The organism is Candidatus Paceibacterota bacterium (assembly GCA_028714275.1).
Classification (GTDB): domain Bacteria; phylum Patescibacteriota; class Minisyncoccia; order Phycocordibacterales; family CAINVO01; genus CAINVO01.
Genome location: JAQTMP010000015.1, coordinates 1 through 15,776 on the forward strand (window position 1 = coordinate 1; position 15,776 = coordinate 15,776).

At 47.0% G+C, this 15,776-nt stretch carries 18 protein-coding genes and 1 rRNA gene; 3 read left to right on the forward strand and 16 right to left on the reverse strand.

The window, feature by feature from the left end; translation table 11 throughout:
* A 16S ribosomal RNA gene (locus tag PHF79_01985) occupies positions 1-339 on the reverse strand; the annotation flags it as partial.
* Between the two features lie 377 nt (positions 340-716).
* On the opposite strand from PHF79_01985, the gene PHF79_01990 reads away from it, so the two are divergent.
* Positions 717-1,370: a hypothetical protein gene (locus tag PHF79_01990; GenBank protein ID MDD5318571.1), complete on the forward strand. Its 654-nt coding sequence runs from the start codon at positions 717-719 to the stop codon at positions 1,368-1,370.
* Positions 1,371-1,591: 221 nt separating this feature from the next.
* Here the strand turns inward: PHF79_01990 and PHF79_01995 are convergent, their stop codons facing one another.
* The 7 genes from PHF79_01995 to PHF79_02025 form a co-directional block, all read right to left on the reverse strand.
* The gene (locus PHF79_01995) at positions 1,592-2,575 is read right to left on the reverse strand and encodes a PCRF domain-containing protein (protein MDD5318572.1); all 984 of its coding nucleotides are present in this window, start codon (positions 2,573-2,575) and stop codon (positions 1,592-1,594) included.
* 60 nt (positions 2,576-2,635) lie between these two features.
* A complete protein-coding gene (locus PHF79_02000) occupies positions 2,636-2,926 on the reverse strand; it encodes a type B 50S ribosomal protein L31 (GenBank protein ID MDD5318573.1) in 291 nt (96 codons plus the stop codon).
* A gap of 57 nt (positions 2,927-2,983) precedes the next feature.
* Positions 2,984-4,354 (reverse strand): hypothetical protein, encoded by a 1,371-nt coding sequence (locus PHF79_02005; GenBank protein ID MDD5318574.1) that lies wholly within the window; start codon positions 4,352-4,354, stop codon positions 2,984-2,986.
* A 66-nt stretch (positions 4,355-4,420) separates the two neighbouring features.
* Positions 4,421-5,062 (reverse strand): 50S ribosomal protein L25, encoded by a 642-nt coding sequence (locus tag PHF79_02010; protein MDD5318575.1) that lies wholly within the window; start codon positions 5,060-5,062, stop codon positions 4,421-4,423.
* 55 nt (positions 5,063-5,117) lie between these two features.
* Positions 5,118-5,627 (reverse strand): prepilin-type N-terminal cleavage/methylation domain-containing protein, encoded by a 510-nt coding sequence (locus PHF79_02015; protein ID MDD5318576.1) that lies wholly within the window; start codon positions 5,625-5,627, stop codon positions 5,118-5,120.
* A 5-nt stretch (positions 5,628-5,632) separates the two neighbouring features.
* Positions 5,633-5,842, reverse strand: coding sequence for a hypothetical protein (locus PHF79_02020; protein MDD5318577.1), 210 nt, complete (start codon positions 5,840-5,842; stop codon positions 5,633-5,635).
* Positions 5,843-5,880: 38 nt separating this feature from the next.
* Positions 5,881-6,819, reverse strand: coding sequence for a class II fructose-bisphosphate aldolase (locus tag PHF79_02025; GenBank protein ID MDD5318578.1), 939 nt, complete (start codon positions 6,817-6,819; stop codon positions 5,881-5,883).
* 35 nt (positions 6,820-6,854) lie between these two features.
* Here PHF79_02025 and PHF79_02030 point away from each other — a divergent pair, with 35 nt between their 5' ends.
* Together PHF79_02030 and PHF79_02035 are read left to right on the forward strand one after the other, a co-directional pair.
* Entirely contained in the window at positions 6,855-7,919 is a 1,065-nt protein-coding gene (locus PHF79_02030; GenBank protein ID MDD5318579.1) for a PfkB family carbohydrate kinase, read from the forward strand.
* Positions 7,920-7,972: 53 nt separating this feature from the next.
* A complete protein-coding gene (locus tag PHF79_02035) occupies positions 7,973-8,503 on the forward strand; it encodes a hypothetical protein (protein MDD5318580.1) in 531 nt (176 codons plus the stop codon).
* Positions 8,504-8,569: 66 nt separating this feature from the next.
* On the opposite strand, the gene PHF79_02040 is transcribed toward PHF79_02035, so the two are convergent.
* The 8 genes from PHF79_02040 to PHF79_02075 all read right to left on the reverse strand — a co-directional run.
* Complete coding sequence (locus PHF79_02040) at positions 8,570-9,664, reverse strand: transketolase C-terminal domain-containing protein (GenBank protein ID MDD5318581.1); 1,095 nt, start codon at positions 9,662-9,664, stop codon at positions 8,570-8,572.
* Between the two features lie 30 nt (positions 9,665-9,694).
* Positions 9,695-10,576, reverse strand: a complete 882-nt coding sequence (locus PHF79_02045; GenBank protein ID MDD5318582.1) for a transketolase — start codon at positions 10,574-10,576, stop codon at positions 9,695-9,697.
* Between the two features lie 50 nt (positions 10,577-10,626).
* Entirely contained in the window at positions 10,627-11,385 is a 759-nt protein-coding gene (locus PHF79_02050; GenBank protein MDD5318583.1) for a hypothetical protein, read from the reverse strand.
* 17 nt (positions 11,386-11,402) lie between these two features.
* On the reverse strand, positions 11,403-11,918 hold the full coding sequence (locus PHF79_02055) for an RpiB/LacA/LacB family sugar-phosphate isomerase (GenBank protein MDD5318584.1): 516 nt from the start codon (positions 11,916-11,918) through the stop codon (positions 11,403-11,405).
* Positions 11,919-11,969: 51 nt separating this feature from the next.
* Positions 11,970-12,326 (reverse strand): four helix bundle protein, encoded by a 357-nt coding sequence (locus PHF79_02060; GenBank protein ID MDD5318585.1) that lies wholly within the window; start codon positions 12,324-12,326, stop codon positions 11,970-11,972.
* Between the two features lie 23 nt (positions 12,327-12,349).
* Complete coding sequence (gap, locus tag PHF79_02065; protein MDD5318586.1) at positions 12,350-13,402, reverse strand: type I glyceraldehyde-3-phosphate dehydrogenase; 1,053 nt, start codon at positions 13,400-13,402, stop codon at positions 12,350-12,352.
* Positions 13,403-13,416: 14 nt separating this feature from the next.
* The gene (locus tag PHF79_02070; GenBank protein MDD5318587.1) at positions 13,417-13,812 is read right to left on the reverse strand and encodes a hypothetical protein; all 396 of its coding nucleotides are present in this window, start codon (positions 13,810-13,812) and stop codon (positions 13,417-13,419) included.
* Between the two features lie 40 nt (positions 13,813-13,852).
* Positions 13,853-15,776, reverse strand: a 1,924-nt coding sequence (locus tag PHF79_02075; GenBank protein MDD5318588.1) for a hypothetical protein, incomplete at its 5' end; no start/stop codon positions are given.

Consider the following 15,776-nt stretch of genomic DNA (forward strand, 5'->3'; position numbering starts at 1 on the left):
AGCCACCCGTAGGTGTATGGGCCGTATCTCAGTCCCATCGGTGGGGGTCAGGCTCTCACCTCCCCTAGACGTCATAGCCTTGGTAGGCTTTTACCCTACCAACTAGCTGATATCCCGCAGACCTTTCTTTTAGCAAAGGCAATAAATTGCAATCTTTACTCCGAAGAGACTATCAAGTATTAGCTAATCTTTCGACTAGTTATTCCTGACTAAAGGGAAAGTATCTACGTATTACTACCTCGTTCGCCGGTGACCTGTATTGCTACAGGCCCCCTCGACTTGCATGACTTATCCACGCCGCCAGCGTTCATCCTGAGCTAGGATCAAACTCTAACTTTAAACTCCATGATCGAAATCATGAAGCGAACGGAACAAAAGAAAAAATAGGAACTTGCGTTCGTAGAAATCTCTTGTGTCGATCCTTGCTCATTCTTTGGAAATTATTTTGGTTTAAATAGAAACTTGCACGTATTTTAAATACGTTCTTTCTAATAATTCAATTGTCAAAGGTCTCGCGACCCTTTTTCAGGTCGTGGAGGTAATTATACACATATCCTTTGATGGGTCAAGTTCCTTTTTAAGCCTAAAATAAGGGGTAAAATTAAGCTATGGACAAATCCCTTATATGTGATATAATATGGGGCAGAATCTGGTACCCAGGCTTAGGGCTTGGGAACGATACCGGAATAAATTGCAGCAAAAAGAAAGCTAAGGTTATGTTAAAAATTGCATATCAAAAAGGGGTTGCCCCTATCGACCAGGTATTGGTCGGAAAAATTGTGGCCATCAATCCGGGCACCGGCAAATTACCCGGAGCGGGGCTGATCGAGTACGTACTCGAAGGCGAAGTGCGGCACTTCGCCTTCTACTTCAGCCAGCTGATGAAAATCAGGGCCGGAGTGGAAGCACCCTACTTCACGGATGAACGCTCGACCGACAGGGTTCATCGTGGCGACATTGCGGTCTTCCGTGTGGACAAACATTCCACCGGAAACCAAAAGTCATCTCTCGGGGCACGGGCCGTGACTAGCATTCCGGAAAAATGGAAATACGGAATGAAAGCAAAGGTGGTCGGGCTTGGTCACTACTGGGAACAGTCCCAGGACATTATCCTCCGCCGGAAAATGTTTCGCGTGTACAAGGACATCGGCGAAGAAGGTCAGAAATGGAAGGAGGTGTTTGTCGGCACCATGATGCAAATGGAACAACACCGGAATCTCTGGTCTGTCACCGACAACTTCCGTTTCCAGATGAAGGACCCCGACGGCAAGTGGCAGGAAATCAAGGACCCCCGTCCTGGCTTCCTTGCCAAGTTCGTCGTCGGCTACGTTCCGGAAGAGCCGAAAGCTGTCTGCCTGATTGCCGCTTAAGGGATAAAAGATGTAGGGGTTCGCGCACTTCGGCGCGAACCCCTTTTTATTTTAATTATTTATGAAAAAGCTTTAACAAGGGGGAAAGAAGATATGTGTCTTTTTTCTCAACATGTAATATAAGACATATTTTTTATGCTTTATATTACATGTTGAGAAAAAAGACATTCAGACACTATAAAAACCAAACGTGAAACCGCCTTCTTGCCGACTCGTGTCGCTTATTCCTTCACTATCCCCTTCTCCAAATCACTTTGGTATTTTTCCAAGCCTTCGATAATGTTGTCAATTTTGCCGAGGAAAATGCCCTCGATATTGTGCCAGGATTCTTTGATCCGATGATCGGTGACACGATCTTGCAAAACATTGTAGGTACGAATTTTTTCGGAACGATCGCCAGTACCAATCTGAGACTTGCGATTGGCGGCAAATTTTTTGGCATCCTCTTCTTGCTTCATGGCTTCGAGCTTGGCCACGAGGATAGCCATCGCTTTTTCACGGTTTTTGAGCTGGCTGCGCTCGGAAGTACAGCGGACATCTATGCCGGTCGGTTTGTGGATCAGTCGGACGGCCGTTTCTACTTTGTTGACGTTCTGTCCACCTGCTCCACCGGAGCGAGAAAATTCCATTTCAATATCCGCTGGATTTATGTCCACGCTGACTTTTGAGCGAATAGGCAAAATCGCCACCGAAGCGGTCGAGGTGTGAACACGGCCCATTTTTTCGGTGGCCGGTACTCGCTGAATACGGTGGACTCCTGTTTCAAAACGCAACAGCCGGTACACGTCTTTGCCCTTGATTTCAATCGAGGCTTCCTTGTACCCTCCGACGGCAGACTCCGATTCGCCGACTATACGAGAGCTCCAGCCACGCGAAGCGGCAAAAAGTCTGTACATCTCAGCCAACTCTCGAGCAAAAAGTGAAGCCTCCTCCCCACCTGCTCCGGCGCGCACTTCCAAAATAATTTCCGAAGGGAATTCTTCTTCTTTTTCTTCGCTTTTGACGATCTCAGTCATCTTTTCCACGAGCATTTTTTGTTGCTCGTCAATCGTGGCCACTTCTTGATCAGTCATTTCTTTAAATGAAGGGTCACTCTCGGACATAGCCAAAACCTCTTCACGCTGACGTGAAAGTTTCTCGTATTCACCTGCAAAATACGCGGTCTTGGGATTTTGCTTAAATTGTTCTAAATTTATTTCGGCCATGTGATTTTAGTGTACCAAAGAAAAAAGCCATCAGAAAGTGATGACTCTTTTCAAAAATATTTATTTTTTTGTCTTTGGAGTGGCTTTCTTGGGGCTGGCCTTGCTGCTGGCCTGACGAGCTTTAAACTTTTCTACGCGGCCGGCGCTGTCGAGAGATTTTTCAAGACCGGTATAAAAAGGGTGTGAAGCGCTGGTGATTTCCACTCGAAAGAGAGGGTACTTTTTGCCGTCTGCTTTGTATATACCCTCCTCAACAGTCTTGACTGTCGAAGAAATTAAAAACTGAGCTTCGTTTGAGGCATCTACGAAGAGGACTGGTCGGTGATTGTCTGGATGAATATCTTTTTTCATATTTTTTAGGTTTTTTGAGTATATCAGAAAGCTCCAAAAAGGCAACCGAGCGGCTTTTTAGCTGCCCTGAAGAATATCGATGTTGCCTTGAATATCCGTGGCTTTTGCCATAACTTGATCACCATAAAACTTGTTGCTGCCAGAACAGGTGCGGCCGGAATAATAGCGGCAAGCAGCATTGCGCTCAGCCGTATAGCTACCCCCCACTGCCCCAAGATCCTCCATATAAAGAGCCGCCGCCATAAAAGCATCGAGAGGGCGCCATGGGTCCGGCACGGAAACATTGAGAGCATTTTGCAGGCGGCCGACATTGAGCGCCCAGGTCGAGGCGATAAACTGTGCCGGACCCATGGCGCCTCCATAACCCGTCGTAAACGGACAAGACACCCGCGTATGATATGGGTCACGCCCAAGCTGACTCATCAACGCAATAAATGGCTCGACATCTCGCCCAGGCTTCATCACGTTAGAAACAGCCGCTCCGTTGCTTACTTTGGTACCATTTCCGTTTTGATCCGCAAGATAACACGACCCTACATTGGAACCAAGGTTGCTTTCCTGTTGGATAATAGCCAACACGAAGGCTGCCCGAACGCCTGTTTTGTTGGCTACTGTCTGAGCATAAGTCACAGCATCTCCAAAAGGAATAGCAGCCGCATCACGCAAAGCAAAAAGAGCGTTGCGAATCTTGGCTGCCTGAGCCTGCTTGTCAGACAAGACCGACTGATATGATTTTTGCTGATTTTTATTTAAAGCGAGTAATTCTTTTTTACTATTTTGAGCCGTCACAATTTTTTTCTTTTCAGTCTCGACATTTACTTCAATATCGATTTCCTGATTGCGCTGCTGGTCAAGCTGCTGCTTGGCCTGCTCATTTTGGCCTTTAGCCGTGCGAACACTATCAATAATATTTTTTAAAGAAGAATCTATGGAGGCGTAAGCATCAAGGTCCACATAAAAAGTGGAGAGGTCTCCCCCACTCAAAAAAGCTTCCTGCAAGGAATAGTCATCGAGCTGCTGAGTCTGACTAATAATCCGGGCCAGAGAGTCTTGTCCATGGCCAATCTGATCGGTCAAAGCATTGATGGTGTTGGTCTTGACGGTGATATCGTTGCCCAATTTTTTAATGGCCAGCTGGTGAGCCTGGATTTTCAATTGGGCTTGCTTGATTTGAAGATCAAGAATAGAAATATCTCGCTGAATCGAAGCTCCCTCGCTTTGTTTTGCCTGGAGCTGACTTGAGACATTGGCAATATCGTTTTCGAGCTGCTGAAGTTGGGCCCGGCAGACGGCTTTTTGAGCTTCTGTATCACAAACTACTGTGGTATCCGCAGACTGAGCAAAGACAGCTTGAATAGGCTGAACAAAACTATAGACAGAGACAGCTAAAATAGAAAAACTAAGACCAAATAGAAATCTTGGGGACATGACCCCTATTATAGAGGAATAAAAAACAAGCGTCCAATTTCTTGGATAACACGCTATATAATGGCACTACTCAGCAGCCGGCACTTCCTCCTCTTTCTTGCCTTTCTGGTCTGTTACTTCGATAGCGGCGAGGTCAACTGGGACGACTTCCTCTTCTTTTTCTTCGCGAGGAGCGTTGGTCAAGGCAATCACTTCATCTGCTTGTGTCATCAACTCAACTCCTGCAGGCAGGGCGATCTCTTTGGCCAAAACTTGGCTTTCAAATGTAGCTAGGGTAGAAATATCGACGTTCAATGAGTGCGGCAAATCTTTTGGAAAAGCTTCGACTTCGATTTCGTGCAAAACTTTTACCAATGAGCCTCCTAGATCCTTGACGGCTGGAGCCACGCCGATAAATTCGAGCGGAACATGCACTTTGACTTTTTTGCCTTTTTCAAGGATATAAAAATCAACATGTCGCACAACCCCAGATACAGGGTCAAGATCGACATCGTGGATAAGGGCTTCGTGGTCGTCGCTATCACCTTTGAGAGTGATAACTGAAGATTCGCCAGCCTCTTTCCATGCCTTCAAAAAATCAATTTTGGAGATGGAAATAGACGTTGACGGCTCTTTACGTCCATAAAAAACTGCTGGGATTTTGCCCGAAGCGCGCAAAGTCGCCAGTTTATGAGCGGTATCTCGCTTTTCAACGTTTAATGTAATCATGGCGCTAGTATACCCAAGAACCAAGAAAAATCAACCGCCGAGCAAAATTCATCTGCTAAGGAATGAGATCGTAGATATAAGAAACGGAACCATTAAAGGGGACTGATTTGTTTGGACTGGTAGTATTGTTGACATAGGCCGCTGAAACCTGGCAATTGCTGCCGGTCAGACTATTACAATTTTGATCATTCGAAAGTGTAGTCACCTCCATCTGGACTCCAACATGATAAGTGGTCGGGTTGGGTATGACATCTACAGAATAGCAATAGCTGCCATTGCGGCAGGCGGCGCCCGTGTTGCCAAGCGGATCTGTCGGCAATTTAGAAATATAAGTAGGCACTAGACCCGCGAGAGAAGTTGGAAAAGTTTTATTGGTAGTGTAATAAAGCTGGAGAGCATTGCGAAGCTGACGAATATCTGAAATACGCTGGGCATCCCTCCCTCTTTGGCGAGCTGAAGTCAAAGCCACCAAAACCACCGCCGACAAAAGGGCAATGATGGCGATGACGACTAAAAGTTCAATCAAAGTAAAGCCGGATTTTTTTCCAAATTTTATTTTTGACATAAAAATTACTTTTGATAGATCTGCTCTTGCGTAATAGGCTGATGACTTGGAGCGGTGACGCGGATAGCTAAAAAAACAGCGATGACCACTACTACTACGACCACCAGCGCCAAAAAATAGACTACTTGGGGTCTTCGTTGGTTTGATTGTTGACCTGTCTTTGCTCTGTAAGCTGAAGAGGCTGATTGGTTGTCTTCAAATTGAAGATCTGACATGGCTTTATAGTATCAAAATAATAGCGGCCGAACAATCGTTAAACAATTCGCTGAATAATACGGATTTTCTTCTCAACCAGCTTCTGCATGGCATTCAGGGCTGGAATACTGAGCTTGTAGGGCGTATTTTCATCCGGCTGGGCTGCCAGGGAGGCCTTGAGGGCCGTTGTATACGCTACTCTGAGCTCTGTGCTGACATGCACAATAGCCACCCCGTTTTCAACACTTTTAGCAATGTCTTCAGCTGAGTTGCCAGAAGCCCCATGGAGAACGAGCGGAAGACCGACGGCTTGGTATATGCTAGCGACGGTAGGAATATTGAGGGCGGGGTCTTTACCGCCACGGAGCATGCCATGAAAATTTCCAACGGCGGGAGCGAGAAGATCAATCCCTGTCTCCTTGATAAAACGCACAGCATCGGAAGGTTTGGTTAAAGCCTCAGCATTGACCATGGCTCCTTCTGGAATAGCGTCTAGAATTTTTGACGACTGACCAATATAGCCGAGCTCTCCTTCGAGTAAAATATCACGCGGGTCATTCCAAAAAATTTTTGACAAAAAACCGCTGGATTTTGTCCGAGCATACTCGACACACTTTTTTGTTTGCGTGATGTTTTCTTCAATGGAAAGTTTGGCCCCATCAAAAATAGCCATATCATACCCAGCATCAATAGCCTCTTTAACTCTTTCAAAAGAATACGTGTGGTCTGCATTTAAAAAGACTGGCTGCCCGGAGTCGCGGACGCTTCTCACTAAAGCCACAGCCTGAGTGAGGCCAATGAAGTCTCTCTCCCCTTCTGATGTCCCCACAATCACCGGCACTTTATTTTTCTCCCCAAAAACTTTCTCGGAAACAGCCTGAGCCGCTCTGACCACCGCCCAAAAACCTTCGAGATTGGAAATATTGAAATGGCCAATGGCTTTTTTCTGGGCAGAGGCTTCAGAAATATACTGGCGTAAAGACTTCACTTTTAGCATGAGATATATTGTAACATATGCTAGAATAAGACCCAATGAAAACCTCGGAAGAAAACATCGAATTTGTCGCCATCGGAGATACCGTGATTGACGCTTTTATCCGTCTGAAAATTGCCCGCGAAAATCACAATGCTGAATCAGGCGCGCTTGAACTCTGCATGCCTTTTGCAGATAAAATACCCTACGATTTTGCCGAAGAGGTGCCAGCTGTTGGCAACAGCGCCAACGCTGCCGTCTCTGCTGCCCGCCTTGGACTCAAAGCCGCTTTAGTGACAGATATCGGCGGTGATCAGCATGGGCGGGAGTGCCTGGACCGCCTACACAAAGAAACCGTGGACACCAGCCTCATCACGGTCCATCAAGATCTGAATACCAATTATCATTATGTCCTCTGGTTTGAAAAAGAGCGCACTATTTTAATTAAACACGAAACCTACCCCTACAAGCTGCCTGAAATCATTTCTCCAAAATGGCTTTACCTCAGCTCCCTTGGTGAAAATGCTCTAGACTATCACAAGCAAATTGAGCAATACCTCATCGCTCATCCAGAAGTCAATTTGGTTTTTCAACCGGGCACTTTTCAAATAAAACTCGGCAAGGAAGCCCTTGCGGAAATATACAAAAGAAGCAAGGTTTTTTTCTGCAATGTCGAGGAGGCGGAACTGATATTAGGAATGCCCAACGCAGCCCATCCAGGGACGCAAGAAAAGCGTAAGGCTCAGGTAAAAATATTATTGGAAAAAATCGCCGCTCTTGGGCCAGAAATTGTAGTCATCACCGATGGGCCAGACGGAGCGTACGCTCGTTACGTTGAAAAAAATCAAGTGGGCCAGGAAAACACTGTTGTCTCTCTTTTTGTTCCTGAGTATCCAGATCCTCGCCCTGCTTATGAACGCACCGGTGCTGGCGATGCTTTCTCATCTACCTTTATAGTCGCCCTGGTCCTTGGAAAAGACATCTCAGAGGCTTTGAAATGGGGCTGCGTCAACTCAGCCTCAGTCGTACAGCAAGTCGGCGCTCAAAAAGGGCTTCTCAATCGCGAACAATTGGAAAAATTTTTATTGGAGGCACCCCAAGGTTGGTCTGTTGACAATATATAGCCAAGACAGGTATTGTTGCTCTAGAAAGTGAAAATTGAAACCCTTTGAAACTTATGCTTAGAAATCCAGCAGCAGTTTTGGGCTACGCCAGCACCTTGTTTGTCAATTCAGGACACCAGATCTGTCAGACTCAGGATGGCTTACGGCGGGCAGCGCAGCGTGTCCGCAGCAAAATCAGTCAGATTACTCAAAAAGAACGCCTGAGCCACGTGCCCTGCTTTGACATGGTCATCGTGCTCAAAGACGGCAATGACAAAAGACCTTTCGATGTGCGCGACAATATCCTCGAGGGAGTCCGGACCACCGTCCGAATCCTGGAAAAAAAATACCTCAACCAAAACATCGGCAGCGATTGCATCGAATCCATGGCTGAATGGTGCAAGGGTGAGACTATCGAAAAAAGGATCTTGATAGTGGGCAACGCAAACCTCGTTCGTGAAAGTGTTTTCGCGGTGACCGATCAGCACGATATCCCCAACGAAGAAAAGAGGGTGTGTGACGATTGGACTATCAAGCGAGAAAGTCCGTTTGGCATTTATATCTGTATCCGTGGAGGATACGTCAGAAATGCCCAGCACATCTAGTGGAATGGGGACCTGAAAAAATTTAAACAAAAAAACCGAGCGTAGCACCCTCGGTTTTTTCTTTTTTTACTTTCTCTTGAGGATTTTTTTAACAGCCTTGGTAATATGTCTCTCACCCATTTCGTAATGTTCCAGCAATTCTTCAGGTGTACCCGACTGACCAAACTGATCCCGCACTCCGATAAATTCCATCGGCACTGGACAAGTGCTGGCTAGACATTCGGCTACGGCACTCCCCATGCCCCCTGCTATTTGATGTTCCTCAACCGTGACGATGGCGCCTGATTCGCGGGCAAGATCAGTCACCGCTTCGACATCAAGAGGCTTGATGGTGGAGAGATTGAGTACTTTTACCGCAACCCCCTGCCCTTCGAGGTGTTTAGCTACCCGAATAGCTTTGTAGACTAAGGCGCCGGTAGCAATGATGCCGACATCTATCTGGTGGACTATTTTTTCTGGTTTTGCGGGTATCGATTTTTTGAGCAAGGACTGACTATTGATTTTGGCCAAAGCAATGGCGTTGGCGCGGGCTGTATCTGGCTGGAAAAAAACTTGGGCTTTGCCAATCTCAAAAGGAGTCTCTTCTGTGGTGATGACTGGGGTTTTTTCGCGCGCAAGGCGAAGGTACGTAGGCTGGCTTGTCCTTGCGCACGCTATGGTCGCCTTGCGCGCTTCGACTGCATCGCATGGAGAAATCACCACCATGTTGGGAATGACTCGGGTCAGGGCCATATCCTCGATAGCTTGGTGGGTTCCTCCGTCTGGCCCTACCGAGACTCCCGCGTGCGAGCCGGCAATTTTCACCGGCACGTTGTTGTAGCATATAGTAGTCCGAACCTGCTCCCAATTTCTCCCAGGAGAAAACATGGCGTATGAACTGATAAAAGGAATCTTGCCCATAGCGGCCATGCCGGAAGCGACCGAAGCCAAGTTTTGCTCTGCGACGCCAAGCTCCACAAAACGCTCTGGAAATTTTTTCTGAAAGGCCAGCATTTTAGTTGATTCGATCAGGTCAGCACAGAGTCCGACCACCTTCTCATTTTCCTCACCCGCTTTGACCAATCCTTCACCAAAACCACTCCGAATAGGCGTCTGCTCGATGGTGGTGTCGGCATTGGTGTCAAAAATTTTAGGATTTAGTTTTGGATCGATGTGGGTCATTTTTTATAAAAAATTTTAGCTATTTTTAGGTTACTCGTGCTCGCTCTGGATTTTTCCACCCAAAGTGCGGAGCTCGCGGAGGGCCATCTCCGCCTCGGCTTTGTTTGGCGGTTTACCGTGCCATTCTGGCTTACCCTCAAATTCGGCCACCCCTCGCCCAGGTATCGTCCGCGCAATAATGACCGAGGGTTTATCAAGAATAGTTTTAGCTTTTTCAATGGCATTGGCAATTTCTAGAATATTGTTGCCATCAATTTCTTGCACATGCCAGCCGAACGCACTCCACTTGTCAGCAAGGGGTGAAATAGGCATAACGTCTTCAGTGAAGCCGTCGATCTGAATATTATTTCGATCAACAATCGCAATCAAATGGCCGAGCTTTTCTTTAGCCCCGAGCATGACGGCTTCCCAGTTTTGCCCTTCATCAAGCTCTCCGTCACCCATTAGGCAATAAATAAAGCGAGCGATCTGAGAGCTCGATGATTGGACACCGTCAATACGATCCGCAATAGCCATTCCCACTGCCTGGGAAAGTCCCGAGCCGAGTGGCCCAGAGCTTGTTTCAAGATACGGCAAGAAAGCGCGATGAGGATGACCTTGCAAGCGTGAGCCAAATTTGCGGAGAGTTTGTAATTCTTCAATTGGAAAATACCCGCTGTGAGCCATCGTCGCATAAAGCACAGGACAAATGTGTCCATTGGAAAGCACAAGCCTGTCGCGTTCAGACCATGCTGGCTTGTGGGGATCATGTCGGAGAGAATGAAAATAAAGAGTCGTGAAAACATCCGCCATGCCCAGAGGCCCGGCGGTGTGGCCCGAGCCAGCCGTGACTAGCATCGAAATAATTGACTGGCGAATGTCATTGGCCTTTTTTTCAAGAGCTATAATTTCATGATCAGTGAGCATTGACATAAGTATAGCAAAAAATAACTCACTTTAGCCAAATTTTAGAAGTCGCTATTTTAAAAACTGTCCTCGAGTGCAGAGATTTCGCCTGCCACATCCAGGGTTTGGGTGAGGTCGTGTCCAACCACTAGCCGGGTAGCTCCAGCGTCTGCAAGATCCCCAGCATTTTCGTGAGAGACAGCCCCGTCAACAGACAAAGTGAGATCTGGAAAGGCTGTGTGCAAGGCTTGGAGTTTTCCTATGACCCTCTCGTCGAAAGGCTGGCTTTGGAAACCGACGTGGGTGATACCCATGACCTGCACCACATGCAAGGGCACTCCGGTCACCTCTCCCGCAGCTCTGATTTCTGAAATGAGGGCAAGATCATCGTCTATTTTTGTATCAAGATGCAAAGCCAAGCCTGCTTCAACATTTCTATCAAGCAGCACGCTAGCTAATGTCAAAAACTTTTCTTTTTTTTCTTCGATGCTTCCTTTAGTGAGATGAAAAATAATTCTTTCGGCGCCAGCCATGATCCATTTCTCTACTTCTGTTTCTGGATCACTAACCATCAAATCAATTTCAAAACTAAAATCTTGCCAAAAAGGGAGGCCCTCTTCCTCGTCCATCAATTTCTCAAGATCGCCCGCCTCTCCATCTTGACCGGCCGCTTTTTTGGTGTAGGGCCAGCTGGCTTTAGGGGTAAAATGGCCATCGCAAACATCAATCTGGACCATTGGCACTAGACCTCGATAGCGTTCCAGCTGGTCAGTCAAATCCCACAGGCTACTTGGCAAGATGGCTGGAAGGATGCGGGTTGAAACTATGCGTGACATATGGGTAAATTAGATTTTTAAATAATATCTGGGCCCAAAGGCTGGTCAATTTTTTTCAGGCGGCGAATGTGGCGCTCGTCGCCTGAAAATTCTGTATTCATCCAAAGCTCTAGAGCTTCGCGGGCTTCTTTTTCTTTGACAAAATGCGCTCCGAAAGAAAGAGTGTTGGCATCATTGTGCTGACGGGATAAATAAATAATATCCATAGGCCCGCCATAATACACCGTAGCTCTCACCCCAGGATAACGATTGGCTACCATGGCCTCTCCCTCCCCTGAATAGCCAAAAATAATAGCCCGAGCACAATCGGGATCTATTTCGAGGTCGTTGGCTACAGATTTTAAGGAGTGGTACTTGACGCAGGCCTTACTCAGCTCCTCGGCCGCCAATTTTATATAATCTGGATAGTCGTCATCAGCCAAAAACTGATAGGGGCCTAGGTCCACCACTTCATGGTCAAGCTCCCGGAGCCACACTCCGACTTTTTCTTTAAGTTCATAGCCCGCATGATCTGAGGCGAGGAAGATTTTCATAAAGCGAATAGGTAAAAAGTAATATAATAAAGAGTAAGAGAAACAATGACACTACCTACAATTTTTAATCATAACATTAAGAAGCTTCATTACCTCTTCTAAAATTAATTCTATCTTAGAATGAGACCCTTGGGTAGCGTAGCCCAAACGTCTTGATATTTTTAACTGTGTCTCAAGTTCTGATCCTGAACCAAAGGCAAAAGTGAGAAAATGGCCATATTCTTTACCTTTTCTCCGATAACCCTCTGCAATATTTGACGGTATAGAAACAGAGGCTCTTCTCATTTGAGAACTTAGACCGTAAATTTCAGACTTTGGAAATGTACTTGTGAGAATATACACTTCATGGACTATGTCCATGCCTTTTTGCCATGCTTTTATCTTTTCATAACCCTTCGAAAGATCCATTTTACTTTTTTACTCTTTACTTATTACAAATTACTCCCCGCCTCGATGACGTGCTCTACTAGTGCGTGGGTGTACCCCACTTCGTTGTCATACCAAGCGAGAACTTTGACTAGATTGCCGTCAACGACTCGGGTGAGACCAAGGTCGGCAATCGAAGCGAAAGCCGACCCCACAATATCAGATGACACGAGAGGCTCATCTGTGACCGAAAAGACTTTCTGCCAGCGAGGATCGGCTGCGGCTTTTTTCAAAATAGTATTTACTTCTTCGGCCGTTGTCGCCCGTTTAGCTATAAAAGTAACATCCACAATAGAGCCGGCAATCACCGGTACACGTAAAGAGATGCCATCGAACTTTCCAGCAAGCTGAGGCAGTGCGAGAGTGACGGCTATGGCCGCCCCGGTCGAAGTGGGCACTATATTATGGGCCGCCGCGCGACCCTCCTTCCAATCTTTTTTAGCCGGACCATCCACTATAGACTGCGAAGCGGTGTATCCATGTGTAGTATTGAGCAAAGCTTTTTCAATCCCAATCGCTTCATCGAGAATAGCCATCAGAGGACTGGCGGCGTTGGTGGTACACGAAGCATTTGAAGTGACCGGGCTATCTTTGAATTTTTCATCATTGATACCCATCAAGATAGTAGCGGCCTGAGGAGCGCCAGCAGCGTCTTTGGACGGAGCACTAATGACCACTCTCTTGGCACCCGCCGTGATATGCGCCTGGGATTTTTCGCGACTAGTAAAGAGACCGGTTGACTCCACTACCACGTCTACTCCCAAATCTTTCCATGGCAAGGCGGCTGGATCTTTTTCGCTCAAATATTTTGTTTCCTTGCCGTTGATGATCAAGTTTTTTTGGCCTTCCGCCTTACCCTCTCCTTTATCTTCACCCACTCTGACATCGAGGCCACTCGGGCCATAGGCACTGTCATATTTAAGAAGATAGGCAATGTTACCAATATCGGCAAGATCGTTGATGGCCACTATCTCTAAATCATCCCGCTTTGAGGCAAGCTTGTAAAAAGCCCGGCCGATGCGGCCCGCTCCATTGATGGCTACTTTTATTTTTTTCATTCCCCCATTCTACCCTACAACATCTTGTTCGCCAACAAACTCATCAGTTTGACGGTATTGTCCTGGGCAGACTTGGCATCCTTGCTTGCTACAAAGGCATTCCAGAGCTTCAAGATATCAGCATCCTTAAGCTGCTGGACGTCGTTTTCGAGTTTTACTCGGTCAGCAAAGGCAATGGTGCCTTTGGTGTTTAGGACCACATCAATGAATTCCTTGAGGAATCTGGAGACTTGGATGTGGGCAGCGACAGCCTGAGAATCAGCTTCAGCCTGAGCCTTGGCAATGGCCTGCTGCTTCAGGTTCTCATTGTATTGGATACTGAAGAAGATGTTACCTATGAGCAGGATGAACATCAGGACATTTGAAGCTAAACGTGTCTTGTCGAGGATACCGGTTGTAAATTTAAACATAATAATTGGCTAAATGGATAATTTAATAATAATGGATTCTTTACTTTCTACCAAACCAACCTCCTACCAGGTTCCACAGCTTCTGCCAGAGGTTTGGTGGCTTGGCTGAAGAGGGGGTGGTGGAAGAGGTGGAGGTGGCGAGAGGTTTTAGGATGGTGATTTCGAGGGTGATGGGGGTGGAAGGAGAAGTGAGGTAGTAGGTGCCGGGGGTTGGGGGGGTGGAGAGGGAGAGGAGATATAGAGGAGGAGTCGATTTGGAAGTTGGATCTTGCGCAAAAATAAAGGTTTTTCCGCTGAAAGAAGCCGTCACTTTACCTGTTCCAATTGGAATGAGACTAATGTCAATCGGCGCATTGGTCTTGGCCGAGATAAAGATTTTTTGAATGAGTGAGTGAGCAGCGCTAGAAGTGAGGGTGGATGAAATTTTCTTGCCATTTAAAGAAACTGAGAATAGGCCTGGAGGAATTTTTGCTGAGTCCTGAGTAGGAATAGCTACTGGAGAAAGATGCGCAGCCGCAAGGTCTTGAGAATATGAAATACCAAGATCTGCCAAAAATGTTTTGAGTTTCGAGGCTTTATTTAAGAAAGCCTGGATTGAATTGGAGAGTGGCTCAAAGAGAAACTTCGAAAGAGGTTCCTTGAAAGAGAAAGAGTTGGTGGAGGTGCCGCCAAAGACTGGGAGGGGTCTGAGATTCAAGGCATTTGGAAGATTGACATTCAAGAGATTGCTGCCATAAGAAAAAGGAGAGGTGAAGGTGACAGGATGAGTGACGCCTGGGACGTATTCGCCTGTACTGCCCCCACCTGATGGGGTGTTGGTTTCGACTGATGAGTTGGAAGGAGGAGAAGGAGGAGTGGAGTATGAATACACGGCTCCCGGGACCGCTGGTACGGCACAGCTACCCGCTCCAGATCCAGGATTGACAGAAGTGACGTAGCCTGTGGTATCGATTAGATTGATATTTCCCCCATTCCCTCCAGAGCCGCAGACCTGGGCGGCTCCTCCGTCCGCAACCATTGGAGTATTTGATACAATAGCTCTAGCACTGGTGGCATTGATAAAGCCCCCATCTCCTCCATCGCCTACTGGATCACCACCATTTACTTGAACAGGGCCAGTGACTGCATTTAAGAGATTGATGACTCCACCTTTTGATCCATCCCCTCCAATAGCCGTAGATGAACCTGTGACCGTAATGTTTTGAATACTGAAACCATAAGCTGGCTGCGAACCTAAGACGGCAGTGTAGGCTCCGTTACCAGAAAGATTGCCCGTGAGGGTGTGTCCGGCTCCATTTAGGGTACTACTGCTTACCGCAAAGAAGACATCGTTTGTGATATCCGAAGGCAAGGTGGTCGAGGCGAAGAGCACAATATTTTCACCGGTTGTCGGTGTGCGGCCGAGAGGAATAGCGAGTGTCGTATCCGTAAACCAGTTGGAGAGATTGTTCCAATCATTGTCTCCGGAAATATTGCTGAATGAATCGGAGTTTGGATACGAGTGGTACGTGACTGCCCCACCTGTGGTTCCTCCCAAAGGAGTAGCGGATGAATAATATATATCAGCTGTCCCAGTGACCGTGCCTGCGTTTGACGATGAGTCACTGAAGTAGGCATTGCCGACAACCGTGCCGGTGTTGGTGGATGAGGCATTGAAGAATGAGTTCCCTATCGTGTAGCCTGCATTTACGCTTGTATCTTTGAACAACCACGAGGTGATTGGATTGCCCACGTGGTCTAGAATGCTTCCGGAGACATGGCTCGTGCCGAGAAAATTAGTCGAGCCGGAAAGAGTCACTTGGCCATAAGCTGAAGTGAAAGTGCCGAATGTCAGATCCCCATTTACTGTCGAAGCATTGAAGGAAGTACCGTTCAGCGTGGTATTGCCATTGATGGTACCGGAGTTGATAGAGTCCCCGTTCAAAATGGCTGCACCGTTGACCACGCCGTGGTTCGTCGAAGTC